At 64.0% G+C, this 26415-nt stretch carries 21 protein-coding genes and 1 pseudogene; 8 read left to right on the top strand and 14 right to left on the bottom strand.

Annotated features, from left to right (window positions below; translation table 11 throughout):
• Positions 1-21: 21 nt before the first annotated feature.
• The 4 genes from HAQ05_RS02885 to HAQ05_RS02870 form a co-directional block, all read right to left on the bottom strand.
• Positions 22-1404 carry an NtaA/DmoA family FMN-dependent monooxygenase gene (locus tag HAQ05_RS02885; RefSeq protein WP_190417177.1) on the bottom strand — a complete coding sequence of 461 codons (1383 nt, stop codon included), beginning with the start codon at positions 1402-1404 and terminating at the stop codon, positions 22-24.
• A gap of 59 nt (positions 1405-1463) precedes the next feature.
• Positions 1464-3512 carry a TonB-dependent receptor family protein gene (locus HAQ05_RS02880; RefSeq protein WP_238936449.1) on the bottom strand — a complete coding sequence of 683 codons (2049 nt, stop codon included), beginning with the start codon at positions 3510-3512 and terminating at the stop codon, positions 1464-1466.
• 372 nt (positions 3513-3884) lie between these two features.
• Positions 3885-4820, bottom strand: a complete 936-nt coding sequence (locus HAQ05_RS02875; protein WP_190417169.1) for a LysR family transcriptional regulator — start codon at positions 4818-4820, stop codon at positions 3885-3887.
• Between the two features lie 123 nt (positions 4821-4943).
• Positions 4944-5897 carry a Bug family tripartite tricarboxylate transporter substrate binding protein gene (locus HAQ05_RS02870; RefSeq protein ID WP_190417167.1) on the bottom strand — a complete coding sequence of 318 codons (954 nt, stop codon included), beginning with the start codon at positions 5895-5897 and terminating at the stop codon, positions 4944-4946.
• Positions 5898-6040: 143 nt separating this feature from the next.
• On the opposite strand from HAQ05_RS02870, the gene HAQ05_RS02865 reads away from it, so the two are divergent.
• From HAQ05_RS02865 to HAQ05_RS02850, 4 genes are all read left to right on the top strand, one after another.
• Positions 6041-7360: an LLM class flavin-dependent oxidoreductase gene (locus tag HAQ05_RS02865; protein ID WP_190417165.1), complete on the top strand. Its 1320-nt coding sequence runs from the start codon at positions 6041-6043 to the stop codon at positions 7358-7360.
• Positions 7357-7818, top strand: coding sequence for a tripartite tricarboxylate transporter TctB family protein (locus tag HAQ05_RS02860; RefSeq protein ID WP_190417162.1), 462 nt, complete (start codon positions 7357-7359; stop codon positions 7816-7818). The genes HAQ05_RS02865 and HAQ05_RS02860 overlap by 4 nt, the downstream gene beginning before the upstream one ends.
• 6 nt (positions 7819-7824) lie before the next feature.
• Entirely contained in the window at positions 7825-9327 is a 1503-nt protein-coding gene (locus HAQ05_RS02855; protein ID WP_190417160.1) for a tripartite tricarboxylate transporter permease, read from the top strand.
• A 107-nt stretch (positions 9328-9434) separates the two neighbouring features.
• The gene (locus HAQ05_RS02850; protein ID WP_190417484.1) at positions 9435-10340 is read left to right on the top strand and encodes a LysR family transcriptional regulator; all 906 of its coding nucleotides are present in this window, start codon (positions 9435-9437) and stop codon (positions 10338-10340) included.
• Positions 10341-10395: 55 nt separating this feature from the next.
• Here the strand turns inward: HAQ05_RS02850 and HAQ05_RS02845 are convergent, their stop codons facing one another.
• The 3 genes from HAQ05_RS02845 to HAQ05_RS02835 all read right to left on the bottom strand — a co-directional run bounded on the left by HAQ05_RS02845 (position 10396) and on the right by HAQ05_RS02835 (position 14953).
• Positions 10396-12639, bottom strand: coding sequence for a TonB-dependent receptor (locus HAQ05_RS02845; RefSeq protein WP_238936450.1), 2244 nt, complete (start codon positions 12637-12639; stop codon positions 10396-10398).
• Positions 12640-12781: 142 nt separating this feature from the next.
• Positions 12782-13900 carry an aryl-sulfate sulfotransferase gene (locus HAQ05_RS02840; RefSeq protein WP_190417156.1) on the bottom strand — a complete coding sequence of 373 codons (1119 nt, stop codon included), beginning with the start codon at positions 13898-13900 and terminating at the stop codon, positions 12782-12784.
• Positions 13901-13969: 69 nt separating this feature from the next.
• Positions 13970-14953, bottom strand: a complete 984-nt coding sequence (locus HAQ05_RS02835) for an ABC transporter substrate-binding protein (protein ID WP_190417154.1) — start codon at positions 14951-14953, stop codon at positions 13970-13972.
• A gap of 31 nt (positions 14954-14984) precedes the next feature.
• Here HAQ05_RS02835 and HAQ05_RS02830 point away from each other — a divergent pair, with 31 nt between their 5' ends.
• Positions 14985-16091, top strand: coding sequence for a GlxA family transcriptional regulator (locus tag HAQ05_RS02830; protein ID WP_190417152.1), 1107 nt, complete (start codon positions 14985-14987; stop codon positions 16089-16091).
• A gap of 13 nt (positions 16092-16104) precedes the next feature.
• On the opposite strand, the gene HAQ05_RS02825 is transcribed toward HAQ05_RS02830, so the two are convergent.
• A complete protein-coding gene (locus HAQ05_RS02825; RefSeq protein ID WP_190417150.1) occupies positions 16105-17232 on the bottom strand; it encodes an LLM class flavin-dependent oxidoreductase in 1128 nt (375 codons plus the stop codon).
• A gap of 279 nt (positions 17233-17511) precedes the next feature.
• Between HAQ05_RS02825 and thiM the strand changes: the two genes are divergently transcribed.
• Genes thiM through HAQ05_RS02810 form a run of 3 tightly spaced genes read left to right on the top strand, consistent with a single transcriptional unit; the run spans position 17512 to position 20370 of the window.
• Positions 17512-18348 (top strand): hydroxyethylthiazole kinase, encoded by an 837-nt coding sequence (gene thiM, locus HAQ05_RS02820; protein WP_190417148.1) that lies wholly within the window; start codon positions 17512-17514, stop codon positions 18346-18348.
• A gap of 3 nt (positions 18349-18351) precedes the next feature.
• Positions 18352-19200 carry a sulfurtransferase gene (locus HAQ05_RS02815; RefSeq protein ID WP_190417146.1) on the top strand — a complete coding sequence of 283 codons (849 nt, stop codon included), beginning with the start codon at positions 18352-18354 and terminating at the stop codon, positions 19198-19200.
• A 39-nt stretch (positions 19201-19239) separates the two neighbouring features.
• A complete protein-coding gene (locus HAQ05_RS02810; protein ID WP_190417144.1) occupies positions 19240-20370 on the top strand; it encodes an LLM class flavin-dependent oxidoreductase in 1131 nt (376 codons plus the stop codon).
• Positions 20371-20448: 78 nt separating this feature from the next.
• Here the strand turns inward: HAQ05_RS02810 and HAQ05_RS02805 are convergent, their stop codons facing one another.
• From HAQ05_RS02805 to HAQ05_RS02780, 6 genes and pseudogenes are all read right to left on the bottom strand, one after another.
• Complete coding sequence (locus HAQ05_RS02805) at positions 20449-21639, bottom strand: acyl-CoA dehydrogenase family protein (protein WP_190417142.1); 1191 nt, start codon at positions 21637-21639, stop codon at positions 20449-20451.
• Complete coding sequence (locus tag HAQ05_RS02800) at positions 21636-22265, bottom strand: peroxidase-related enzyme (protein ID WP_190417139.1); 630 nt, start codon at positions 22263-22265, stop codon at positions 21636-21638. Before HAQ05_RS02800 ends, HAQ05_RS02805 begins: the two co-directional genes overlap by 4 nt.
• A gap of 18 nt (positions 22266-22283) precedes the next feature.
• Complete coding sequence (locus tag HAQ05_RS02795; protein WP_190417137.1) at positions 22284-22856, bottom strand: peroxidase-related enzyme; 573 nt, start codon at positions 22854-22856, stop codon at positions 22284-22286.
• A 232-nt stretch (positions 22857-23088) separates the two neighbouring features.
• Positions 23089-23511, bottom strand: a pseudogene (locus HAQ05_RS02790) (dienelactone hydrolase family protein); the annotation flags it as partial.
• 86 nt (positions 23512-23597) lie between these two features.
• Entirely contained in the window at positions 23598-24509 is a 912-nt protein-coding gene (locus HAQ05_RS02785; RefSeq protein ID WP_190417135.1) for a hydroxymethylglutaryl-CoA lyase, read from the bottom strand.
• Positions 24506-26413, bottom strand: a complete 1908-nt coding sequence (locus HAQ05_RS02780) for an acetyl/propionyl/methylcrotonyl-CoA carboxylase subunit alpha (protein ID WP_420825738.1) — start codon at positions 26411-26413, stop codon at positions 24506-24508. The genes HAQ05_RS02785 and HAQ05_RS02780 overlap by 4 nt, the downstream gene beginning before the upstream one ends.
• Positions 26414-26415 lie beyond the last annotated feature (2 nt).

The following is a 26415-nucleotide window of genomic DNA, read 5'->3' as shown; positions in this document are numbered from 1 at the left end:
TAGTGTGTCCTTCAACAGCGTTTACGAGCGGATCGATAGGGTGCGGCCGTGATGCTGCGGCGCCAGCCTGTCGCCCTCGCCGAACAGTTTTTCGCGCAGGGTGCCGGGCCGGTAGCGGGTTTGCGCAAGGCCACGTTTCTGTAGCACCGGGACCACGTGGTCGACCCATTCGCCCCACCAGCCCAGGGTGGTCAGCGGCACCACGTTGAAACCATCGACGCCGGCATCCGCCCATTGCTGTACCAGGTCGGCGATTTGCTCCGGGGTGCCGGCGAACCGCCCCGGCAGCAGCGCCTTGTTGAGCAGGTACTCGCCCCAGGTGAGGGGCTTGCCGTTGCCGTGGTCGGCGTCCACCGCGGCACGAAAACCCGAACGTACGTGGTCGCCCACTTCTGCCAAGTGTTTGAGTTCGGTCAGTGGCGTGTCGGGGTCGACCTTGGCCAGGTCGATGCCGCTGCCGCCGCTGTGGAACGCCTGCAGCGCAGCGATATCGATGTTTTCGAGCAGGTGGCGCTGTTTGCGCTTGGCTTCTTCTTCGGTGGAACCGATCACCGTGGACAACATCACGATCTTCTTCAGGGCCGACGCCTGCCGGCCATTGGCCGCGGCCAATTGGTCGAGGATGGCAATGTCGCGCTGCGCCACCTGTGGCGTGTGCGAAGGCAGGAAGGTGACCTCGGCGTTGCGCACCGCAAAGGCGCGGCCGGCGCTCGAATTGCCGGCCTGGAACAGCACCGGTGTGCGTTGCGGCGAGGGTTCGACGATATGCGGGCCTTCGACGCGGTAGCGTTTGCCGGCGTGGTTGATCTTGTGGATTTTATCGGGGTCGAAAAAGCGGTTGGTCGCCGGGTCGTGGAGCACGGCGCCGTCTTCCCATGAGTGTTCCCAGAGCTTGTAGGCGACGTCGACGTATTCCTGCGCCCACTCGTAGCGGTCGTCATGGGCGGTGATGGTGTCGTAGCCGTAGTTCCTGAACCCATTGCTCAAGTACGAGGTGACGATGTTCCAGGCGATGCGGCCGTGGGTGAAGTGGTCCAGCGATGAGATCTGCCGGGCGAATGAAAACGGATGGCTCTGGATGATATTGCTGGTCACCGCAAAGCCCAGGTGTTCGGTGGCATGGCCCAGCGCCGAGACGATCGACACCGGGTCTGGCTCGGGGAACTGGGAACCGGCCCGGATGGTGGTTTTACCATCGCCGAACGCCAGATCGTAGACGCCGACCACATCAGCGATGAAGAGGGTATCGAAAAAACCGCGCTCCAAGGTTTTGACCACCTCGATGTACGGTTCAAGCTTGCTGTAGCCGTACTGCACCTGGCCTTCGGGGGTACGCCAGTAGCCGTGGCTGTGATGGTTGGGGGTCAAGTGCAAAAAGCCGTTGTAGATCAGTTCGCGAGACATGCTTACCTCTTGGCGCCGTGGGGGGCGGCCCGGGGCCAGGCCGGCCGGGCGGTGGTGGGTCAGAAGTGGTACGACACGCCGCCATACGCGGAGAAGCCGTCGCCGGGGTAGAACACCGCGGCGTCGGCACCTTTCAGGTCGTAGGAATTGCTTACTGCCGTCACGTATTTCTTGTCGGTGAGGTTGCGCAGGTCCAGGTACACGCTCCAGCGCTTGCTTGGCGCTTCATAGCCGAGCTTCATCCCCAGCAGGGTGTAGGCGGGCGCTTTCAAGGTGTTGGCGTAGTCGGCGTAATAACTGGAGGTGGAGCGCAGGTTGAGCCCGATGTAGAAGCCCGAATGTTGCTGGTACTGCAGTTCAGCCTGGTACACGGTTTCCGGCAAACCGGGCAATTTGTTGCCACCGAAATCCGCGTCATGCCGGTAGTAGTAGCGGCTTAGGGTGAGCGCTTGGCGCAGGCTCAGCACGTCGCCATGGTTGCCTTGCCAAAGCCGCGCGTTCAGGCCCGCTTCGATGCCCTGGTGGATGGTCGGCGAGGCATTGGACCAGCCGATGACCTCAGCGGTGGTGGATGTCGCCGGCTCTATCACCGTGGAGAGGATTTCGTCCTTGATCCAAGAGCGGTATACCGCCAGGCTGCCGTCGAAGATGCCGTGCTGGCCGCGCAGGCCTAATTCAGCCGTGGTGCCCTGTTGCGCGGCGCGTGGCATCACATAACGTGTACCGACATTGCCGCCTTCGTAGTTCCACACCGCCGGGCCATCGATCGAACGGGTAACGTTACCGAACAGCTGTAGCTCGGGGTTGAACTGGTAGCGAAAGCCCAGGCGCGGTGCGGTGAACCACTTGTTGTAGGAAACACTTTCGCGATCGTGGCTGGCGTCGACCGAGATGCGGTAGGGAAAACTAACGTCGCGAACAATGTTCACGAAGGACACGCCGCTGACCAGCCAGACGTTGTCGGCCACTTCAAGCTCATTGCCGATGGCGAACACCATGTCGCGGGAATTATCGTAACGCGCCTTCTCGGTGTAGGTACGGTTATTGGCCTCACCGCTGTAGTAGCGTGCGCTGCCCTTGACCAGGCGCACATCGCTTACCGCGACCGTGGTATCGCTGGGCTTGCCGAACAGCGTGTCACCCTTGCGCAGGTATCGCACCGAAGAGTTGATGTCCGAGTAACGCCAGAGGCTGGGGGTGGTAGTGTTGTAGCTGACCTCGAGTGGGTAACGGTTATGCTGCAGGCCGAACTCCAGGGTTGAACCATCGTCCAGGGTGTAGGTGGTTTTGTTGCCAATTACAGTGGTACCGGTGGCGCTGCGCTTCGACACTGCGCCGCCCTGGCGTGAGTCGTCCTTGAGCTGCCGTCGCGTCAGCGTGCCGCCGTTGTAGAGCGAGCCCTGGCCGAAACGGATGAAGAAGCGTGTGTCCAGTTTGTCGTTGAAGTAATAGCCGACGTTACCCACGTAATAACGGTGGTGGTTAGGTGTGTCGTCTTGGAAACCATCGCGCTCGTCGGACACGGCGGTGAGGTGATAGTCCACCGCACCCACGACTCCGCCGGTACTGATTTCGCGTTTGCGATAACCGTAGCTGCCGGCTTCGAATTTCAGCGTGGTACCCGGGTCGGTGTAGCCGGTTTTGCTGACGAAGTTGATCGCGCCACCCAGGGCGGTGGCCGTGTACGTGAAGGCATTGCCGCCATACAGCACCTCGGTGTGGTCAACGCCCACCAGGTTGAGTTGATCTTCGTGGGTGCCGGCGACGCCGGTGACCGGCAAGCCGTCGTAGAGGTATTTGATCCCAAGGCTGTTACCACCGTAAAACACGCCCAGCCCGGAGCCGCGAATGGACACCTTGTTGGCAGTGGTACCGCTGGTGGCTTGAGCGAAAATGCCCGGTTGCAGCGCAAGTACGTCTTCGGCGTTGGCATCGCGGCCCTGTTCGACCTTGGCGTTGTCGATCAACGCGGTGTTGCCGGCGACTTTGGCAAGGGTGGCCTTGGCCTCGGCCTGCTCGGCGTTGTCACTGCCTTGCACCACCACAGTGGCCAGCTTTGACTCTTCGGCCTGCACGCTGCAGGCGAAACTTCCGATGCAGACGGACAAAGCGCCAATCTTGAATAAAGGTAGGTAAACGGGGCGGCGGCTTGAGGCTAAACGGGGGGGGCGGTGCTGCATCAGCAGGTGGTTCACGCAGTAGGCTCCTGTCCATAAATGGCACGCTCGGTACAGCGAGCATTTCCGTATGGCGGAAGCGAATCGCGAGGGATGTGTCGGCAAACCGTAATGCTATTTAGGAATTAAAAATTCAGTTGTGCTTACTTAAGCTTGCCGACGTAGCGCTTTATAAAGCCTCCCTCAGCGCGATCACAATTGCGAAACACCGAATCGCCAATTGTAAAAAATGCATGGCATCGGCACCGAACGGTGCTACCGCGAGGTTGCTAGGGCGTGCATCCGCAACGCCTTTGGCGGTGTTCAAATACTGAAATTGCGCAGGCTGGGCTGCATGGGTTGATCCTGCTCCTCGATAACCTGCACCAATGCGCTGGCTAAGGGCGAGAGGCGCTCGGCACGCAGCTGGACGATGCCGTTGTGGGTGTGGCGCTCGCGCAGGGCGGCGGGCATGTCGCTGATGTCGAGCACATGGGCGCCTTGCTCGACCAGGCTCGCCCGGCAATCTTGGGTGAGGATGCCGACCGCGTCGGTGAGGGCAACGATGTTGAATAGCGATTGGTTGTTCGCGGATTCTACGGTGGGGGTGAAGTGTGGGTCGGCGCTGAACTCCGCCAGCACCTTGCGAATATTAAAAGGTTGAAACGAGGTGGCCAGCGGGTAGCTGAACACCTCGGCGCAGGTCACAGCGCCGCGCCCGGCCAGCGGGTGCCCCTGGCGGCAGTAAAAGTGCCAGGATTGCGGATGCAGCGGCGTGACGGCGTATTGGGGCTCTGCCTCGAAATACCGAGTATCGGCGATCAAGAATTCGATTTCGTGATTGCGCAGGCGCTGGCCCAGCTCGCGCCAGTGATCGACCTTGTAATACACCCTGGCGCGCGGGTAGCCGGCCATGAACGCGGCGATGGCGCGAGGCACCAAACCCGCGGCCAGCGACGGCCCGCAGCCAAACTGCACCCGCCCGGTACCTTGCGCGGAAAACGCCCCCAGCGCCTCGGTGAGGGTTTGCGCCTTCAGCAATAGCCCACGGGCATGATGCAACAGCAACTGGCCCTGGGCGGTGGGCGGCAGGTGTTTTTGCGCGCGGTCAACCAACAGGTGCCCGGTTTGCGCCTCCAGGTTCTGGATGCTGCGGCTGAACGCCGATTGCGACAGGTTCACCGCCGCCGCCGCGGCCGCGAAGCTGCCGTGGTCCATCAGGGCGATGAAGTGGCGCAGGGTACGCAGGTCCAAATGCATAATTCACACGTGGCGATTCAACGTTTGCAAGGGCGTCTTAATGCGAGCGGGCCATATAATGCGCGTGCCGGTTAAATAAGAAATAACCAACGGTTATAGCGCTATGCCTATGTTCAGCAACGCTTACCCCGCCTTGATATGCGCCTGGGCAATGATCTGCTGGCTCACGTCATGGGTCGCGCGGATCAGCGCCGCGCTTTGCTCGGTACTCAGGCGCTGCGGCGCCATGCCCAGTGCTTTCAATTCGCTGATCGTTTCAGGCTCGGCCAGCACGTCGTCGAACGCTTGGCGAATGCTCGCCAGCACGTCGGGCGGGGTGCCGGCCGGCGCCATGGCCAGGTACGAGCCTGAGAACTTCCACTGTGGGTACGTTTCGGTGAGCGACGGAATGCCTGGCAGGTCCGGGGCCTCATCGGTGCCAAAGTAGGCCAGGCCACGCAACTTGCCGGCCTGGACGAAGGTGTTGGCCAGCGGGTCGCTGACCAGGTCGATGTGCCCGGCGGTGGCATCGGACAGCGCTTGTGCACTGCCTTTGTAGGGAACGTGGACCAGATCGATACCGGCCAGCAGCTTCAGGTATTCGGTGGAAATATGGCCGGGCGTGCCGTTGCCCGAGGTGCCGTAGGTTAACTCCCCCGGGTGCGCTTTGGCGTACGCGATCAACTCGGCGATGGAGTGGATCGGCAGTGCCGGGTTCACCGCGATGACTGAGCGCGACCCTGCCAAGTGCGCAACCGGTGTGAGGTCGTTGAACGGGTCGAACTGCACCGCCAGCAGTTGTGGGGCGATTGCCAGGTTACCGATGGAAGCGTTCAACAGCGTGTAGCCGTCGGCGGCGGCATGGGCCACATACGCCGCGCCCAACGTGCCGGCGGCCCCCGGCTTGTTCTCGACCACGATGGGCTGGCCCAGGCGCTCACCCAAATGGCGGGCGATGATCCGCGCAATGTTGTCGTTGGTGCCACCAGGGGTATAGGGCACTACGTAGGTAATGGGTTTGTCGGGGTATTGCGCCAGGGCGGTACTAGCACACAGGGCTACCAGCGCGGCAACGGTCAGTTTTTTGAGCAAATTCATCGGGGTTCTCACGGCCAAGTAGACTTCTAAGATGATTTCTATTTATTATCTTTTCAGTATTGCATGAATATTATTAATAACGTTTTGATCTAACCTTAGGCTCAAGAGCCAAAGCCACCCTGCTGCTCGGTAGTGAGATATTGATGAGCCAAACACTTCAACAGATGCGCCTGGGCCTGTTCATTCAGGCGGCCGGCCACCATGCCAGCGGCTGGCGTTACCCCGGGGCGCAAAGCGGCAGCGAAAATATCGCACTGATTCGCAACCTGACCCTCGCGGCGGAACGTGCCTGCCTGGACATGGTGTTCTTCGGCGATAAGCTGGTCACCAGTGGCAAAGACCATCCATCGATGATCGTGCGCTTCGAACCCCTGACCTTGCTCGGCTCACTGGCCGCGGTGACCGAACGCATCGGCCTGGCCGCCACAGCATCGACCACCTACAACGAGCCGTACACCGTGGCCCGGCAATTTGGCACCCTCGATCACCTCTCCGGCGGGCGCGCCGCGTGGAATGTGGTGACCACCGGTTATGACAGCGCGGCGAATTTTTCCCGGGCCAGCCACCCCAAGCACGACCAGCGCTATGCGATCGCCGAAGAGTTCGTCGATGTGGTGCGCGGCCTGTGGGACAGCTTTGAAGACGACGCCTATGTGCGCAACGCCGAGACCGGGGTATACCTCGACGTCAACAAGATGCATCGCCTCGACCACCAGGGCGAGCACTTCGATGTGGCTGGCCCGCTGAACCTGACGCGCAGCCCGCAAGGGCATCCGGTGCTGATCCAAGCGGGTTCGTCCGGGCCGGGCATGGCCCTGGCCGCGCGCATCGCCGAGGTGGTGTTCACTGCCCAGCAGGCCCTGGACACGGCGCAGGATTTTTACCGCGAGCTCAAGCGCGAAGTGGTCGCCCAGGGCCGCGACCCGCACCATTGCCTGGTGATGCCAGGTATCATGCCGATCATCGGCGCCACCCCGGTAGAGGCGCAGGCCCGCTTCGAACAACTGCAGCAATGGACCGACCTGGACGCGGCCCTGGTGCTGGTGAGCGATCGCCTCGGCCAGGACCTCAGCGGTTTCGACCTCGACCAGCCGTTACCGGACCTGCCGCTGCCGGAAAACATGAAAAGCCGGGCCAAGTTGCTGCTGGACATGAGCCACCGCGACGGGCTGACCCTGCGCCAACTTTGCCACCTGGCTGCCGGTGCCCGCGGCCATAAGATCCTGGTCGGTACGCCCGAGCAAGTGGCCGACGAGATGATCGCCTGGTTCGAAGGCGAGGCGGCTGATGGTTTTAACCTCATGCCGTCGCATTTCCCCGAGGGGTTGGAATTGTTCATCGACGGGGTACTGCCGATCTTGCGCAAGCGTGGGCTGTTTCGCCACGCCTATGAGGGCCGCACCCTGCGTGACCACCTCGGGTTGCCGCGCCCGGCGCACCGGCGCTGGGCAGGCGAACCATGAACGCACCCCGCCAACATGTGGATTTCAGCGTAGGGTTGCTGTACCTGCTGCTTGGCTGCGGCAGTGCCGGGGTTGCCTATGGCTATGGTTTGGGCACGCCCGCGCGCATGGGCGCCGGGTTCTTTCCATTCTGGCTGGGCATTGGGCTGGGCCTGTTGGGGCTGGGGGCGATCCTGCGTGCGGGGTCGCGCCAACGCCCGGCCCAGCGCCTGGAACCTTGGGCTTGGAAACCTCTGGGGTGGGTGCTCGGCGCCCTGGGGTTGTTCGCATTACTGCTGCCCACCGCCGGGCTGGTGATCGCCAGCGCCGTGCTGGTGCTGGTCAGCAGCCGCGCCAGCGCGCAGTTCAATTGGGCCGCGAGCCTGGCCAACGCGGCGGCGATCAGCCTGTTCAGCGCTTTGGTCTTCGTCGCCGGCCTAGGCCTGCCCATGCCGCTTTGGCCCACCTTTATCGGTTAATACCCAATGGAACTACTCGACCACCTGGCGCTGGGGTTCTCCACCGCCTTGACGTTACACAACCTGCTGTACGCCTTTATCGGCTGCCTGCTGGGTACGTTGATCGGGGTGCTGCCCGGCCTGGGGCCGGTCGCGACCATCGCCATGTTGCTGCCGGCGACCTATTCGCTGGCGCCCACCAGCGCACTGATCATGCTGGCGGGGATTTACTACGGCGCGCAATACGGCGGCTCTACCACCGCCATTTTGGTCAACCTGCCAGGCGAGTCGTCTTCGGTAGTCACCACCTTGGACGGTTACCAGATGGCGCGCCAGGGCAGGGCGGGGCTGGCACTGGCCACCGCGGCGCTCGGCTCGTTCTTCGCCGGCACCGTAGGCACGTTGCTGTTGGCTGCTTTCGCGGGGCCACTGACGGATTCGGCAATGGACTTCGGCCCTGCCGATTATTTCTCGTTGATGGTGTTTGGCCTGATCGGTGCGGTGGTGCTGGCCTCCGGTTCGGTTTACCAAGCCATCGGGATGATCTTGGTTGGCCTGCTGTTGGGCATGGTCGGCACCGATGTGAATTCCGGGATCGCCCGTTTCAGCTTCGGGCGCTTGGAATTGGTCGATGGGTTGAACTTCGTTTGCCTGGCCATGGGGCTGTTCGGCGTCGCCGAGATCGTGCGTAACCTGGAAGACCAGTCGGTGCGCCAGGCCATCAGCCCAGGGTTGGACCGGCTGTGGCCACGGCGCGAAGATTTCAAGGGCATGGCCGCGCCGATCATCAGGGGCACCGCACTGGGGGCGTTCCTTGGCGTATTGCCCGGCGGTGGCGCGGCGTTGGCGTCGTTTTCGTCTTATGCGCTGGAAAAGAAAGTCTCCCGCCACCCGCACCTGTTTGGCCACGGGGCGCTGGAGGGGGTAGCCGGGCCCGAGTCGGCCAATAACGCCGCGGCGCAGACATCGTTCGTGCCCCTGTTGACCTTGGGGATACCGTCCAATGCGGTGATGGCGATGATGATCGGTGCCATGTTGATTCACAACATCCAGCCGGGCCCCATGGTGATCAGCCAAAACCCCGAGTTGTTCTGGGGGCTGATCGTTTCGATGTGGATCGGCAACGTGATGCTGCTGGCCTTGAACCTGCCGATGCTGGGCCTTTGGGTGAAGCTACTGAAAGTGCCTTATCGCTTGATGTACCCGGCCATTCTGGTGTTCTGCGCCATCGGCGTGTTTTCGGTGCAGAACTCGATCTTCGACCTGTGGCAGATGCTCGCCTTCGGCGTGGTCGGCTACCTGTTCGCCAAGCTGCGGCTTGGCCCGGCACCGCTGCTGCTAGGGTTCGTGCTGGGGCCGCTGATGGAAGAGAACCTGCGCCGTGCGTTATTGATCTCGCGCGGCCATTTTGCCGTGTTCGTCGAGCGGCCGATCTCGTTGGTGTTGCTGTGCGCCGCCGTGGGTTTGGTCATCGTGATGGTGCTGCCGGCGTTGCGTCGTAACCGTGCAGAGGCCTTCGAGGCCGAGTAGCCCATGGGCACGCTCGCAGCAGCTGGTGCCCCGGTGCCGGCTAGCCGTGGCGGGATGAATACGATTATGCTTTTTCCCTATTTCGTGGTAGGCGCTGTGCTTTGAGTATGAAGATCGACGACATCGGGGCGTTCGTGAGCGTGGTCCGCTACCAGTCCATCAGCCACGCCGCCCTGGCCCTCGACCTCACGCAGCCGGCCATCACCCGCCGGGTCCAGAACCTTGAGCAGGCGTTGGGCGTGGCGCTGTTCGACCGCCAAACCAAACCGCTGAAGCCGACGCCGCTCGGCTTGCAGGTGTACCAGCGCTGCCTGGGTATTTTGCGAGAAATGGACGGCCTGCGCGAGCTGGTGGCCGAGGGCGCGCCGCCGGCGGGGCTGTTACGCATCGGCGTGCCGCAGACGATCGGCGACGTGGTGCTGCTCGATACGCTCACAACCCTGCGCGGTGCGTTTCCCGAATTACGCACCCAGGTGGTCACGGGCTGGGGCGGGCACCTGATCAATAAACTCGAAAACGGCGAGCTCGACGCCGCCGTGGCCTTGTTCCCTGCAGGCAAGGTGTTTCCCTGCAACTTGATGGGGGCGTCGATCGGCAAGGTCGAGCTGGTGGTGGTGTGCTCAGTGGCCGATGGGCCCAAACGGCCGACCACACTCGCCCAGTGCTATGCCCGCGGCTGGGTATTGAACCCGGACGGCTGTGGGTTTCGCGCCGGGCTGCAGCGCGCACTGGCCGACCAGGGCCTGTCGCTGAAGGTGAACCTGGAAACCTTCGGCAGCGAGTTGCAACTGGGGCTCGTGGCCGCCGGCATGGGGTTGGGCCTGGTGCCAAGGCTGTTGCTCGAACGCAGCGCCCACCGCGACCAACTGGCGCCATTACCCGTCAAAGACTTCAAGCCGGTGATGGACCTATGGTTGGTCCACCCACGCTTTTTGGGCAATTTGCAACAGCCGGTAGCGCTTTTTGGGCAGTGGGTGGCCAAGGCGCTGTTGCACGCTCGCACGGCGGCATGAGGCGCGGTGGGGCAGCGTTGTGATACTGCCGCGCGCGGGTAGTACCTGCGGTGGGTCAAAAATCATAGCGCGCCGTCATGCCCAGGGTACGCGGGGTGCCGAGCACGCCGGTGTAGGCGCCATTGGGCGAGTTCCACAGGGCGGTGTAGTAGGTCTTGTTAAAGGCGTTCTTCAGCCACAGCGACACATCCCACTGCCCCTGGCCCCAGTCGCCGCGTAGGCCGGTAGAGAGGTTGACCAGCCCATAGCCGGGCAACTGCGCCTCGCGCGAATCGTCCACGGTGCCCACGGCATGGGAACGCCAGGCATAGCTGCCATTAAGGTATGGCTGCAGGCCGTTGGCCAGGTGCCATTGGTAGCTGGCGCTGGTGTTGAAGATCCATTTCGAGGCCCCCACCACCGTATGCCCGCTGAGGTCGCAAGAGGCCGGTGCACCGGGGCGCAAGGCGACCTCGGCCGGGCAGGGGGCATCGTCGTAAGACACATAGCGCACATCATTCCATGAACCGTTGGCGTTGATCGTCAGGCCACGGCTCACACGCCACGTGCTGTCCAGTTCCAGGCCGCGGCTGCGCACGGTGCCGGCGTTGGTCAGGTAGCTGGAGAGGGTGGCGTCGTCGTAGGCATTGGTCTGGTAACCGTGCACCAGGGTCCAGAACAGGTTCGCATTGAGCAGCAGGCGCTGGCCTAGCAAGGTGGTTTTGATACCCAACTCGGCGTCGTTGGCTCGTTCGCTGCCGATCAGCAACGAGTCGGCGCCCGCCACCGGTGCGCTGGCGACACTGAGGTTGACGCCACCGGACTTCTCACCATGGGACAGCGAGGCATAGCCCAACAGTTGCTCGTTGATATGCCAGGCCAGGCTGGCCAACGCCGACGGGCTGAAGCTGTAAAGGCTGAGTTCAGCGGAATCGTAGGCACCCACGCGGCTGGCCCGGGCCGCGGCAACCGCAACGCTGACCTCGGCACCGCCCACCGGCGCATCGCGGGTGACCCGCGCCCGCTTGCGTTCATAGGTGCCGCGCAGCCCCAGGGTGAAATCCAGGCGCGGGGCCAGGTGCCAGGTGCCTTGGGCGAAGGTGGCGAAACTGTCGGTATCGACATGGCCATGGCCAAGGCTGTCGACATTGTTCAGCGCCCCTTGCGGGGTACCGTTCCACGTGTCGGCGAGCGGCCCGTAATAGGTGAACACAGTGTTGTGCATTTGCTGGCGGAAATAATAGCCGCCCAGCACGTAGTCGAAATGCTCGCCCAGTGGCGAAGCCAGCCGCAGCTCCTGGGAATATTGCTTATCCCGGGCGGACTGGCCGACGTTGCGCATCACATCGACGTTGAGTTCGTCGTCATTGCGCGGGGTGAAATCCCACCAGCGATAGGCGCTGATCGACGTCAGGGTGAAGTCGTTGGGCAAGGCCCAATGGGCTTCCAACGAGGTGCCGCCCTGGAATACCTTGACCCGTTGGTCGGCATCCAGGTTGACTTTGCGCCCATTCACCAGCGTGGCACCCACGGCGGCGGCACGTTCGGCATAGCGGTTGGTGCCGTCGATCGTCGGCCCGGTGCTGAACAGTGAGCGGGTGCCGGCGCTGGAGTCCTCTTCGTTGTAGTCGGCCAGCCAGCGCAGGCTGAATGCTTCGTTGGGCTTGAACAACAACTGCCCGCGCAGGCCCTGGCGCATGCCACCGCCGAGGGTATGGCCGTCGTATTGGTTTTTCACATAGCCATTTTCATGGCTGCGGTAGGTGGCGATGCCCCCGGCCAGAGTGTCGCTGAGCGGCCCGGAAAAACTGGCCTGGGTCTGCGTGTAGCCGTCCTCGCCCAGGGAGCTGGCGAGGCTGCCTTGGGGGGTGAAACTGGGCTGGCGTGTGGTGATGTTCAGCACACCGGCGGCGGTATTCTTACCAAACAGCGTGCCCTGCGGCCCCCGCAGCAGTTCCATCTGCTCGATGTCGAGCAGGTCGAACACGGCCATGCCAGGCCGCCCTAGGTAAACATTGTCGAGGTAGATCCCGGCGCTGCCCTCCAGGCCGTCACTGGCAGGGTTATTACCCAGGCCGCGGACCGACAGGCTGGCCTGGCGCGGGTTCATGAACGAGACGTTCAGGCTGGGCATCGCTTGCTGCAAATCCTGCAGGCGATACAGGCGCTGCGCCTCCAGCGCTTGGCCACCCAACACCGCCATGGCCGTGGGTACCTGCTGCGCATCTTCGCTGCGGCGCCGAGCCTCGACCGTGACCGGCTGCAGCTGATTATCGGAGGTCATTGGCACTTCGTTGGCCGCCACCGGCAGCAGGGGCATCAACGACAACAAACCCAGGGCGCTGGCCGACAGGCCGCGCGGATAAAGCAGATTCATCAGGTATTCCTTGTGATGAGTCGATACTTCGCTGCGCGTGGCTGGCGTAAGCGTGATCGTTAAGGGTGCGGTGAGTCGAACGTGTTCAGTTGCGCAGCCACGGGATGTCCTGGCGCTGATAGCGGTGGGCGCGGAAAACACCGTTGTTCTGGCCGGGTAGGTACTGGCGCGAGGCGGCATCCGGGTAGGCCGCGAAATACGGGTTGATGTATTCCCACACCACGTCTCCTGCCCGGGTGATTTCGAACAGGCGGCCAAAATTGGCTTCTGTGACCAGCGTGTTGCCGTTGTGCAGGCGTTGCGCCCCGCCCATGAAGGGGCTGAAAAAGGCATAACCGGGGGTATCGGCGTACTGCCACTCGATGTGCTGGGCGTGGGGGTCGATTTCCAGGATGCGCGAGAATGGCATGGCCACGTTCGGCCGGAAGATACCGTTGTCGAATACCAGGATGCGGCCGTTGTCCAGCTCGCTGGGGCAGTGCTGCTGGGCAACCAGATCATGGCCCAGGCGCCACAGCACTTGGCCGCTGCCGCGTTGGACGGCGATCACCGACGAGACACTGCGCAAGCTGAGGATCACCTTACCGTCACGCCCCGGGGTAGCGGCATTGGCCATCGGCCAGTGGTAGCGCTCGAACGTCGGGTGCAGCGGATAGTCTTCGGGCCGCAAATGTTCCCAACTGCGCCACTCCCAGACCACTCGCCCCTGGCGGTCGACCTCCTTGACCACGTCGGCATAGATCACTCCACCGGCTGCCTCGCTGCCGGGAATGCCGCCCACTACGCGGCTGGCCAGCGCCGGGCTCAAGGGCTCCACCGTGGTATAGAGCAGGTGGCCGTTGCCCAACCACTGGGCGTCATGGTGGTGAAACAGGTCGGTGTGCTGCCAAACGATTTCGCCCTGAGGGGTTACTTCACTGAACGCGCCACCGTGCCACACCGACCAGCCCGGAAACAGGTCTGGCGAATCGGGGTGGTTACCGTTGTAGCCGAGGTTGCCATTGGGCAGCAGCACGGCATCACGGCCCGGGCGCTGGGGCAATTGCCAGCGGTGCACGGCCTCGCCGTCGAGGTCGATCAGGAACACCTGGCCGGCGGCGGTCTGCGGGGCGAATAGCGTATAACCGCCGGCGCTGCGGGCATGATCGACCGCGACCAAGCCGGTCTTGTGGCGCCTGAGGGTGGTGGTATCCAGGGTAGGCATGGTGTTTCTCCGGGTGAGTGCCGCCCTACCGATGAGGGATCGGCATGGCGAACAGGGGGTTTCAGCTAATCAGCGGGGGGAGGGCAGCGACGCGTTGAAACGCGGGTCGAACATCTCCTGGACCTTCACCGGCCGGGGTATCAGGCGCTCGGCCGCGAATGCGTCGGCCAGGCGTTGTTGCAGGGCGATGATGGCGGGGTCGATGGGTACGTAAAGCAGGTGCTGCTCGGCGAGCATCCGCTGCACCAGCGCCAGCGGCAGCCGGGTGATGCCGGCCAGGGCCTGGCCCCACTCGGCAGGATGCGCGGTGGCCCAGGCCTGTGCGCGGGCCAGGCGCACCAGCCAGTCCGCCAACTGCTGGGCACGGCTTGGGTCATTCAGGGCCTGCACGCTGGCGACGGTGAAGTTCGTCCCGGTTTCCGCCCAGGCACTGCCGTCCACCAGCACCCGCGCCCCACGCCCGGTGGCCTGACCCACAAAGGGGTACCACACCGCCCAGGCGTCCAGGTGGCCACTGGCAAAGGCATTCTGGGCGTCCACGGGGCTGGCATAGACCAGGTTCACGTCATGGGGCCCGAGGCCGGCCTGGCGCAGCGCGGCCAGCAGCAGATAGTGCCCGCTGGAGCCCTTGGCGACAGCGACCCGCCGCCCCTTGAGGTCCGCCACCTGGCGCACGCTCGAGCCTTCCGGCAGCAGCAGCGCATTGTTGTTTTGTGCACCCTGGGCCACGCCGATGATACGAACGTCAAAGCCACCCGCCTGGGCGAAGACCGGTGGTGCGTTACCGACCACGCCAGCGTCGATGGCCCCGGCGTTCAGCGCCTCGAGCAGCGCCGGGCCAGCCGGGAAGGGGTGCCACACCAGGCTGTAGGGTACGGCGGTGTCTTCGCCGGCGGCGTGCAGCAGCGCCTGTATCAACCCACTTTGGTCGCCGACCTGCAAGGCGTTGGCCGCGGTGGCGACCTGGGCCAGCAGCAGCGCGGCGCCACCCAGTAGCCCACGCCACCCCAGGGTAAAACGAAGACGCTTGGCAGGCGCGGATATTAACGGCATTGTCCGGTTCTCATTGTGCGTTGAAACCAGTATGTCGAGGCTCGCCGTGCCGCTCCATGCCAAACACCCCTCCTTTGCTGCCACGCCTGAGACGCGCACGGTGGTGGTACTGACCTTTACCGATGCGTTGCTGCTCAACAGCACGGGGCCGCTGGAGGTGTTCGCCGCCATCCCGCGCGTGCTGGGCGGGCCCTTTGCAACGCAGGCGCCCTATCGCCTACTGCTGGCCTCGCCCTGCGGTGGGCGGGTGACGTCGGTGTCTGGCATCGAGGTGATGACCCACTCACTGGCTTGGCTGGATGAGCAGGCTCAACGGATCGACACCTTGATCGTGGTGGGCGGCCCCGGGGTGGCGGCGCTGGAGGCCGATGACCGTGTGTGCGCCTGGCTGCGGCGGCGGCAAGCCACTACCCGCCGGCTGTGTTCGGTGGGCAGCGGCACCTTCGCGCTGGCTGGGGCAGGCCTACTGGAGGGCCGCAGCGTGGTGACCCACTGGAAATTTACCGAACAGTTGCAGGCCCTTTACCCCGGGGTACAGTGCCGCCAGAACGCGCTGTACCTCAATGATGGCCCGTTCTGGACCTGCGGTGGCGCGGCCGCGGGCATTGATTTGGCCCTCGCCCTGGTAGAACAGGACCTCGGCCCCCATGCCGCGCTGGCGCTGGCGCGTTATTTCACGGTGTTCCTCTGGCGCTCGGCCGAGCAGCCGCAGCTCAGTGCTTCGCTGCAGGCACAATCCAATGCCTTGCGCACTGACCCTGACGTACGCCTGGCACGGCTGCATGCCTGGGTCGCCGCGCACCTGGGCGAAGACCTGCGGGTAGAGCGGTTAGCCGAACAATTCGGCATGAGCCCCCGCCATTTTGCCCGCGCCTACGTGGCCGCCACCGGCGAAACCCCGGCCCAAGCCGTGGAGACCCTTCGCCTTGAAGCCGCCTGCCGGCTGCTGGAAACCACCCGCGAACCGATCAAACGCATTGCCGAAACCGTTGGCTTCGGCCGTGAAGAACGCATGCGCCGGGCATTCCAGAAACAACTGGGCACAAGCCCCCAAGGCTACCGCCAGCAGGCGACGCGCCCGTTGCCCGCGGCCGGGCAAACCGGCTACCGCTTCGCGGTGGAGAACCTAGCCTGCTAACCCGCGGATGCGCTTATCGATCGGTGGCCGGCAGGGGCTGGGCCGACAGCAGGGGCAGTAGCCAGCGTGCCGTGTGGCCGGCTTCTTCAAGCAATGGCCAGCCCGACAAAATCAACGCACTGAGCCCCAGGCTTCGCTGGTAATCCTGAAGCTGCCGCGCCACCTGCAGGCCATCACCTACAAAGTAAGTAGCCGACGACCCGATACCGAATACATCAAGTGTTGCCCAGGCGGTGATGCCGGCATAGAGGTGACCTTCCAGCTGCAACGACCGAAGGCTCGGCAATTGCCGTTTGCGCAGTTGCTCGAGCCAGCCCTGGCGGCGGGCATCCGCTGCCTGGAAGGTGTTGAAGTCCCGGCGCCCGGCGGTGCGCCGTAGAATGGCTTCGTTGAGCTTGGCCGCGAGCGCTTCGGCACCGGTGTGCTCGAACATCGCGTAGAACGCCTCCCGGGCCTCGGCCTCGGTTTCCCTCACGGTCACGCTGGCCAGGGCGCCCAGGTCGGTGAACTGCCGCCCTTGGGCAGCAGCAGCGGCGCGGGCATTGGCAAACTTGGGGCCGATCACCTGGCTTTCACGCATCATGGTCAGGTATACATCGGCCAGCTCGGCGGTGTGGGCGATTCCGGCGGGGGAATCGCCAGTGCCCCACAACTGTACGCCGCCCGGTTGGGTGGGCGGCAGCACCAGGGGCGTGTTGGGGAACCACGACTGCGCACCTTGCTTGTAGGAAAAACAAAACTTGCGCCAGTAATCGATCCCCAACGCGTAGCGCTCGGCATGGGCTGCGGTCATGCCATAGGCGCGCATGATGTTGTCGCGGCCATTGATCAGGTTGAGCAACAGCCGGCCGCCGGTCAGGGTGTCGAAGGTCAGCATCTGTTGCGCCAGCAATTTCGGCGGTGTCAAACGTGCATAGCTGGCGACCAGCAGTTTGATGCGCTGCGTGTGGCTGGCCACGTACGCGGCACTCACCAGCGGGTCGTTTGGCCAGGTCGCAACCATCGCGCCATAAAACCCGGCGGCCTCGATGGCCTTGGCCAGCTCGAGATAGCGCCCGGCATCCACCGCTAGCAGGCCATCGGCGCACCAGGGATAACGGCCATCGGCGAAGCTCAGATACCACAAAACTTTGATCGGCATAGGCCATTGCGGGGGGTAGGAGATGACTCGGCGAAGCATACCGGTACGGCGCGACACCTTGAAGCGTCATTGCGGACCGTTGGGGCACCGCTACGGTAAGGCGGGTTATTCCCGAAAAGGCTAGGGTGCTTTAGCTGGGGCATAAGCACCTGGGGGTTATGCCTATTTACCTATGCGTTATCGGTATTTTGGCTATAAGCCGCGTTCGACTAGTCTGCGTTGCGCAGCCTGCCGCATGCCCTATCCACGTGCCTCAACCGTTTTCAAGGGACGCAAGCAATGACCGATTTCGCTAAAGACCTGATCGACGCTGTAATCGCCACCCACGTAGCGTTGCGTACGCAAACACCGTTGGTGCAGTGCCTGACCAATGTGGTGTCGAGCAACTTCATGGCCAATGTGCTGTTGGCTGCCGGTGCGGCGCCGGCCATGGTCGATAACCCCGAGGAGGCCGCCGCCTTCGTGCAGGTTGCCGGCGCGGTGCTGGTGAACCTCGGCACGCCTACCGCGGCGCAGGTCGAGGCCATGCGCCTGGCGGTAAAGGCGGCGGCCGATCTCGGGCGGCCCTGGGTGCTGGACCCGATCGGTGCCGGCGGCTTGGCCTGGCGCGGCGGCGTGGCCGCGGAGCTGTTGGCCTACCGGCCAGCGGTGATCCGCGGCAACGCCTCGGAAATCATCGGGCTCGCCGGGCTGGGCAGCTCAAGCCGAGGCTTCGACAGCTCCAATGACCCTGCCGACGCAGTGCCAGCAGCACGGGCATTGCTCGCCCACAGCGCCGCAGTGTCAGCTTCGGGGCCGGTTGACCATGTGCTCGGCGAGTACGAAGGTGCGCTGCGGCTGTTTCGCATTGCCGGCGGCAGCGCACTGCTGCCCCGGGTGACGGCCACCGGCTGCGCGCTAGGCGCGCTGGTCGCGGCCTATACGGCGGTCGCGGCCACGCCGGTACTGGGGTTGATTACCGCCCATGTGCACTTCGCCCTGGCCGCCGAACAGGCACAAACCCAGGCGCAAGGGCCGGGGAGCTTCGTGCCAGCCTTCATCGACGCACTCGACGCCGTCGATGGCCCGTTGATCAAGGCGCGGGCGCGTATCGACGGCACCGTGCTGGAGGGCTGAACAATGGCCCTGCAGCCGCTGCTGTCGGCCGCCACCCTGGCCAGTGACCTTGACGGCTACCGCATACTGGAGGCCGGCGCGCGCGCAGTGGCCGCCGGCACCGCCGAAGATTTGGCACAGCAGTCGTACCGGCAGGGGCACCTTCCGGGGGCACTGTTTGCCGACCTCTGGGCGGCGTTTTCCGACCCGGCATCACCTTGGCCCTACCAGCGGCCGGGTGCCGAACGTTTCACCCACGCCGCCCAAGCGGTCGGGGTGCGCGCTGGCCAGCGGGTGGTGGTCTACGACCGCGCCAACGGTATCTGGGCCGCGCGCCTATGGTGGCTGTTCCAGGCGTACGGCCACACGGCGGTGCAGGTGCTCGACGGCGGCTTGGATGCCTGGTGTGCCGCCGGGCTGCCGCTGGAGCAGGGCGAGGAGAGTGCAGCACCGGGTGATTGGGTCACCAGCGCCGAGCGCCCGGGCTATTTCGTTGGCCGCGACGAGGTGTTGGCAGTGGTCAACGGCCAGCGCCCCGGGCAGTTGCTCAACGTGCTGCGCCGGCCGGTGTTCACCGGCGAGGAGCTGCGCTATACGCGGCGCGGGCACATCCCGGGCAGCCAGCATATGCCCCACGGCGCACTGATCGATCCGGGCAGCCACCAGCTTTTACCGGTGGCCGCGTTACAGGCGCGTTTTGCCGCGCTGAACCCCGGTACCCCAATCATCACCTACTGCGGCAGTGGCATTACCGCCGCCGGCACTGCCTTGGCGCTGGCCGTGGCGGGTTGGCACAACGTGGCGGTGTACGACGGTTCCATGGCCGAGTGGACCGCTGACCCAGGCTTGCCACTGACCACCCTGGGCGGCTGAGTGGCTGCGCCTTCATTTTGAGCAAGGAGTCACCCCGAGATGGCAATTAAGGCCCTCTGGTACCTGAGCATGGCCGATGGGGACTACCCCTGGATGGCCAACGGTTTCTACGGCGTAGACCTGGCGCGCTACCGGCGCCTGGCGCAAACCATCGACCGGGGCGGTTTCTACGGCGCCCTGGTCGCCACCTGGCCCAATGACCCACTGGTCTCGGCCAGTGCCGTCGCCGGCGCTACTGAGCGCATGAAATTTCTCGTGGCCGAATACGCCGGCATGACCTCGCCCAAGCTGTTGGCCGAACAGGCGTTGACCTTCGAGGCGTATTACGGCGACCGCTTGCTGTTCAACCACATCAACGGCCGGGACGAACGTGCGCGCACCTATGCGATCACCACCGGCGCCGACGACCGTTACCAAGTGGGCGAGGATTACTGGAAGGCCTTTCAGGCCGCGTACCTGGCGGGTAACCCATCCCTGTTCCCCAATACCCGCTTCGGCCTTGAGCCCAAACAGCCACGCGGGGTGCCGCTGTGGGGCACCGGCGAATCGCCCGCCGGGGTGCAGCATGCTAGCAAGGTGGTGGATGTGTACCTGCTGATGCTGCGTGAGGTCGAGGTGATGGCCGGGAAGTTCGGCCGGGCCGTGGCCGCCGCCGCGGGGCAGCAGCGCCGCTTCGATGATCTCGGCGCACTGGCCAGCGTTACCGTGCGGCCCACCGCCGCCGAAGCGGGTAAACACTTCTACCGGCTGTTCGAACGTACCGGCGTCGAGCTGCTCAAGGCCAAATTGGAGGAAGTGATCGGCCGGCGCACCCAGGGCGAATTCAACCTGGCCACCTACCAGGCGCCCGATGCCCAACGCCAGGAGTGGCTGGGCTACCTGCGCCAGAACAAACTGCCGCCACTGGGCGCACTGCGCCTGGAGCACAACCTGTACGCAGGCATGACGGCGTGGTCGTCGCTGGACGTTTTCGGTACTGGCTCGTCGGCGGCTTACCTGGTGGGAAGCCCGGAGGGCATTGCGCAGGACATCGAGCGGTATCACCAGCGCAGTGGCCTGTCTGCGCTGATATTGTCTGGCTGGCCGTTGATCGATGAAGCCCGGCACGTGGCCGATCTTTTGCTGCCCCGCCTGAACGAAATCGGCCCGGCCCCGCTGGAAGGGGAGTGATGCCCGATTTAAACGCCGGTGGGGTGGTGCCGATCAAGGGCGCGGGGCGGTGAACACGCTCACCGCCCCCCTGGCGTTTCAGGCCGGGTCAGCCAACAGGTACGACTGGCCGATCACCTCGTAGCTGGTGTGTGCATTGGGTGGGTGGAAGCCGCCGGCCCGCACATCTCGATAGAGGCGCTCCAACTCGTTACGCCTGGACAGCGACGCCGCCCCGGCAATCTCAAGCGCCAGGTTCACCACCGTTTGCGCAGCCTCTACCGTATGCTGTTTGGCCGCCAACACCTTTGCCGCCCACAGCGGGCCGTGATCGACACGGCCGTCCAGGTCGGCGGCGACCTGGTATAGCAGGGCGCGGGCACTGTCCAGTGTGATCGCGGCCTGGGCCACGGCGTGCTGGGTAAGAGGTTTGTGGGCGAAGGTTTTTCCGCCCAGAACCAACGAGGTGCGCTGCCGAGCGCTGGCGACGGCCAGATCGAAGGCGCGCTGGGCGATGCCCAGGTACACCGCGGCAATCCCCGGAATGGCCGCGGCCAAAATGGCATTGGTGAATGGCGTATCGGGCGGCCCTACCGGCTGCACGAGCGCTACCTGGTCGGCCTCGGCCACCACCCCTTCGAGCAGCGTATCGTCGCTGCGCGTCGCGCGCAGGCCTAGCGCGTCCCAGGTTTCCACGCTGCGGTGGCCGGGGCTGGAGCGGGCGATGAACGCGTGCACCACCTGCGGGTTGGCCGGGTCGGTGTCGTCCCGGCCGTGGATGCCCAGCCAGTCCCATACCGGAGACAACGACGTGAGCACCTTGCGCCCCTCGAAGCGGTAGCGGCCGCCGCCCAACGGTATGGCCTTGACCGTCGAGTCGGCCAAGCCCGCATCGCTTCCCGGTTCGCCGTGGCCTGCCGCAAACACCTTGCCGGCCGCGGCTTCGCGCAATATCCACTGCAAGCTAGGGTCGCCATCGGCCCACAGCCGCGCGGCGGTGCCCACCCAATATTGGTGCATGTTGATGGCCAGCGCAGTGGCCGGCGCGCGGGCGGCCAACTGGCTGTGCTCACGCACATAGTGCTGCAGGGTCAGCCCCGCGCCCCCCAGCACCTCGGGCACCAGCGCCTTGAGGTAACCGGCTTGCCGGAGTTCGGCCAGGTCTTCGTGAAAAAAGCTGTTGTGCTGGTCGTAATGGGCAGCACGTTCACCGATGCGGGCCAACAGCGCCGCATCCAGCAACGGTACTGGCGCAAGAGCGCGAGGGGTGTACTCGTCCAATAGCGTCATGGTGCGGCCTGCTCGAAAAAAGCATTGTCGGGGGTAACCTGCAAAGCGGTCGACAGCCGGTTACAATAGGCAAAGAAGGCGCTGATCTCGAAAATTTCCAGCACCGCGGCTTCGTTGAAACCTTGCGCGGCCAGCGCCTGGAAATCATCCGGGGCGACCGAACGGGCGTCACGCGAAAGCTTCTGGGACACGTCCGCCAAGACCTTCTCCCGGGCATTCAATGGCACTTCATGGTGATCCCGGGCGATTCGCTGGGCTTTAACCGGATCGTTCAATGCCTGGCTCAACGAAGCCGTGTGGTTGAACACACAATAGCTACAGCCGTTAGTGGCTGAACTGACGACCGCGATCAATTCCCGGTCGCGGGCTTGCAACTGGCTGCTACTGGGGTCGAACAAGTGTTCATAAAAAGCAACCATACGAATGACGGTGCCGGGGTTTACCGACAGCGCCAACAGCCAGTTGGGCACAAACCCATAGTGCGAACGAAAGCGCTCGAATAAGGCGGTTATTTCAGGTGGCTGCGCTGCTTCATTTGGAATACTCAGCCTTGAAATGGCTTCGGTTGGGGGCGGGGCAGGGAACGTATCACTGGGCTGCGCGCGGGTGGCCAAGAGTGCCGACATAGGAGGGGCCTCGTTCGGTCAATTGAAAAATTTATCGTCGGGCAGAACGCCCAGGGCAATCGTCAAGCGGTTGGTGTGGTTGAACCAGGCACTGGTTTCCAGCACTTCCAGCGCCTGCTGTTCGCTGAGGCCATGTTCGCTTAATGCGTGAAGGTCCCCCGCCGTAATGGTTTTTGGCGCGGTGGTGACTTTGAGGGCCAAGGCGGCGATGGCCTGCTCGCGGGCGCTCAGGTTCACCAGATGGTGGTCCAGTGCGATGCGCTTGGCCCGTGCCGGGTCGTCCAGCACCTGCCCCAGCGCATGGGTATGGTGTGCGGTGCACACCCCGCAGCCATTGGCAACCGACACCACCACGGCGATCAGTTCACGGTCGGCCAGGGGCAGCCGGTGCTGGCCGGTGGCGAACAGGTCCTCGAAGTAGCCGGTGAACCGGCGGGCCGTACCGGGGTTCAGGCTCAATGCCTGAATCCAATTCTCCTCATGGTGGCGGGCACGCAGGTTGCGGGTGGCGTCATCCAATGTTTCGGTGTCGGGTATGCGCAGCCGCGAACGCGGCAGGGCAGTGCGGGTCGCTTCAGATACGCCGGGCATTAGTTTATTCCTCGCTGGAACTTAGACGTTCATACCTAAAGAGGTACAGGCGTTTACGATCCTAGCGGTGCGGGCAAGGGTTTATAAGAAACGTTTCGGTATAAACTAAGACTTGGTTTTTAAGTATATAAATGGAGTTGCCAGCACTTTAACTGCGGCTGGCGTTTCCCGCGCGGGGTCGCCCAGGCGATCCCGGTGGCGGTTGCGGAACGTTACGCTGTCTAGGCGTCAGTTACGCCGTAGGTTGGGACGATGCACTTGATGACCAGTTGGCCATTAACGTATTCGACGGTAGTTGCTCATCGAGAAGTTTTTTGGCCGTCTCGATTCCCGCGACGGGCATCTCAGTCGGGTCCAACAGGCCGATCTGTACCAGTACGCTTGCCTGGTCCCAATAGATATGTTCATGGTAGAGCTTGTCGCCGCGAAACTTGACCACGCCTAGCATTGGAATTTCCACATATCGGCCGGTCGGTGCAACATTGGGCAACATCCAGTCGATGGCGGTGGTGTGGGTGAAGCACATGATAAATTCATCGACGATCTGTAGGGCGCCCACGGTGCGCGAGATCGGGATCAGCTTCATGTCGGGCGGGTTGCCGTGGACGAAGTGGTGTTGGTAAAAACGGCTCAGTTCCTTGTAGCCGACACCGCCGTCGTGGAGACGGGTTTAACCGCTCATCCGAGCCTTGAAAGCCTCCGGGTTGATATGTCCCAGTGCTGCCCTTGCCGCTGATATGCCTACTCTGCGCGGCTGGCCGCGCCAAGCGCCGCCCCCACCCGCGAGCCGTTGGTTTTACCCAACACGTTACAGATACGTTGCCCAGCCGTGCTCAGTGCCGCCAGATCAATGCCTGTGCGGATGCCCAGCCCATTGAGCAGGTAGAGCACGTCCTCAGTCGCTACATTGCCGGTGGCACCCTTGGCGTAGGGGCACCCACCGAGCCCCGCCACCGAAGCGTCGAATACCTCGACGCCCTCCTGCAGGCTGGCGTAAACGTTCACCAGGGCCTGGCCGAAGGTGTCGTGAAAATGCCCCGCAAGGCGTTCGCGGGGTACCTCGCGGCCGACCGTTTCGATCAGGCGGCGGGTGGCGTTCGGTGTGCCGACACCGATGGTGTCGCCCAGGGAGATTTCGTAGCAGCCCATGGCGAACAGCGTCTTGGCGACGGCGGCGACCTGTTCTTTGGCAATGGCGCCTTCGTAGGGGCAGCCGAGCACGCAGGATACATAGCCACGCACGCGCAGGCCTTGTTCGTGGGCTAACTGCATCAGTGGCTCGAAGCGCTGCAGGCTTTCATCGATAGAGCAGTTGATGTTGCGCTGGGAGAAACGTTCAGATGCCGAGGCGAACACCGCGACTTCGCGTACGCCAGCCGCCAGGGCCGCTTCAAGACCTTTGAGGTTGGGTGTCAGCGCGGCGTAGGTGACGCCAGGCCGCCATTCGATCGCCGCGAACACCTCGGCGCTGCCGGCCATTTGTGGCACCCATTTTGGCGAGACAAAACTGCCCACCTCAATGCAGGAAAGCCCGCAGGCGCTGAGGTCATCGACCAGGCGCACCTTGTCGGCGACGCTGATAGGGCGCTGTTCGTTCTGCAGGCCGTCCCGTGGCCCGACTTCGACCAGGCGTACATACTCTGGCAGGTTCATGGCGCGCCCTCCAACTCCACCAGCGCGGTACCTTCGCTGACCATGTCACCTTCGCCACAGTAGAGCGCCTTGACCGTGCCGGCATGGGGGGCGCGGATGCTGTGTTCCATCTTCATCGCTTCCAGCACCACCAGCGCCGTGCCGGCCTCCACCGGCTGGCCGGCTTCAACCAGTACACGCACGATGCTGCCGTTCATAGGGGCTGCCAACCCGCCGTGCTGCGCCTGCCCGTGCTCGACGGCGGCGATGGGATCGACGCGGGTGATGGCCTGCAGCTCGCCATTCCATTTCAGGAAGAGAACCCCGCCACGGCGGAATGTCTGCAAACGACGGCTGGCATCCGTCGGCGCCAGCTTCACCTTGCGCTGTTCGGTGCCGCACGCCAGATGCAGCGTGGTTTCCATCGCCAAGCCGCTGCGCCAGATGCTGGTCGCGCTCCACGGCGAGTGCGGGTCATCGGCCCGCACGCAGGCGGTTTCGCTCTGCACGAAAGCTCTCGCGGCGGCGTGCCAGAAGGCGTCCGGCAGCTCGGTCAGCGCTGGTAACAGCTCGGCCTGGTGGCGTTCGATGAAGCCGGTGTCCAGCTCGGCCATGGCGAACGCTGGGTGCGCGAGGGTGCGGCACAAGAACGCCAGGTTGGTTTTCAACCCTGCCACGGCGGTTTCCTCGAGCATCGCCAGCAGGCGCTGGCGGGCTTCTTCGCGGCTGCCGCCCCAGGCGATCAGCTTGCCCAGCATCGGATCGTAGAACGGCGACACCTCGTCGCCCTCACGCACGCCACTGTCTACCCGGCGCCCCGGGCCGGCGGCCGGTTCGTGATACAACTCGAGCGTGCCGCTGGCCGGCAGGAAGTCGTTCTGCGGGTCTTCGGCATACAGCCGCACCTCGATGGCATGGCCGAGCAGGGGTACTTGCGCTTGGCTGATCGGCAGCGGCTCGCCCCGTGCCACGCGGATTTGCCAGGCAACCAGATCAAGGCCGGTGATGGCCTCGGTCACCGGATGCTCGACCTGCAGGCGGGTGTTCATTTCCATGAAGAAGAACTGCCCACGGGCATCAAGCAGAAACTCCACGGTGCCAGCGCCGACATAGCCGATGGCCTGTGCTGCCTTGACCGCGGCTTCGCCCATGGCCCGGCGCAACTCGGCCGACAGGCCAGGCGCCGGGGCTTCCTCGACCACCTTCTGGTGGCGCCGCTGGATCGAGCAGTCGCGCTCGTTGAGGTACAGGCAGTTGCCATGTAGGTCGGCGAATACCTGGATCTCCACATGGCGCGGCTGCAGCACGTACTTCTCGACCAACATGCGTGAATCGCCGAATGCCGATTGCGCCTCGCGCTGGGCGGACTCGAGCGCCTGCGCCAGTTGATCCTCCGTTTCAACCACCTTCATGCCTTTACCGCCGCCACCGGCCGCAGCCTTGAGCAATACCGGGTAGCCGATGCGCTCGGCGGCATGGCGGAAGGTCTGCACGTCCTGCGCCTCGCCATGGTAGCCGGGCACCAGGGGCACGCCGGCGGTCTCCATCAGCGCTTTGGCGGCCGATTTGCTGCCCATGGCATCGATGGCGCTGGCCGGCGGCCCGAGGAACACGAGCCCGGCGGCTTCGACAGCGCGGGCGAACGTGGCGTTCTCGGAGAGAAAACCGTAGCCCGGATGAATCGCCTGGGCACCGCTGGCCTGGGCGGCGGCGATGATCTTGTCGATCAGCAGGTAGCTGTCCGCCGGCTTGGCGCCGCCCAGGTCAACGGCGATGTCCGCCTCGGCCACATGCCGTGCGTCGCGGTCAATGGCGCTGTGCACCGCCACGGTGCTCAGGCCGAGGGATTTCGCGGTGCGCATCACCCGGCAGGCGATTTCGCCGCGGTTGGCGACCAGCAGGGTGGTGATGGTTTTGATGCCCATGT

Source organism: Pseudomonas typographi (genome assembly GCF_014694385.1).
In the GTDB taxonomy this organism is placed as follows: domain Bacteria; phylum Pseudomonadota; class Gammaproteobacteria; order Pseudomonadales; family Pseudomonadaceae; genus Aquipseudomonas; species Aquipseudomonas typographi.
Note: the sequence above shows the minus strand (reverse complement) of the source record. Positions and strands in the feature narration are given on the sequence as shown.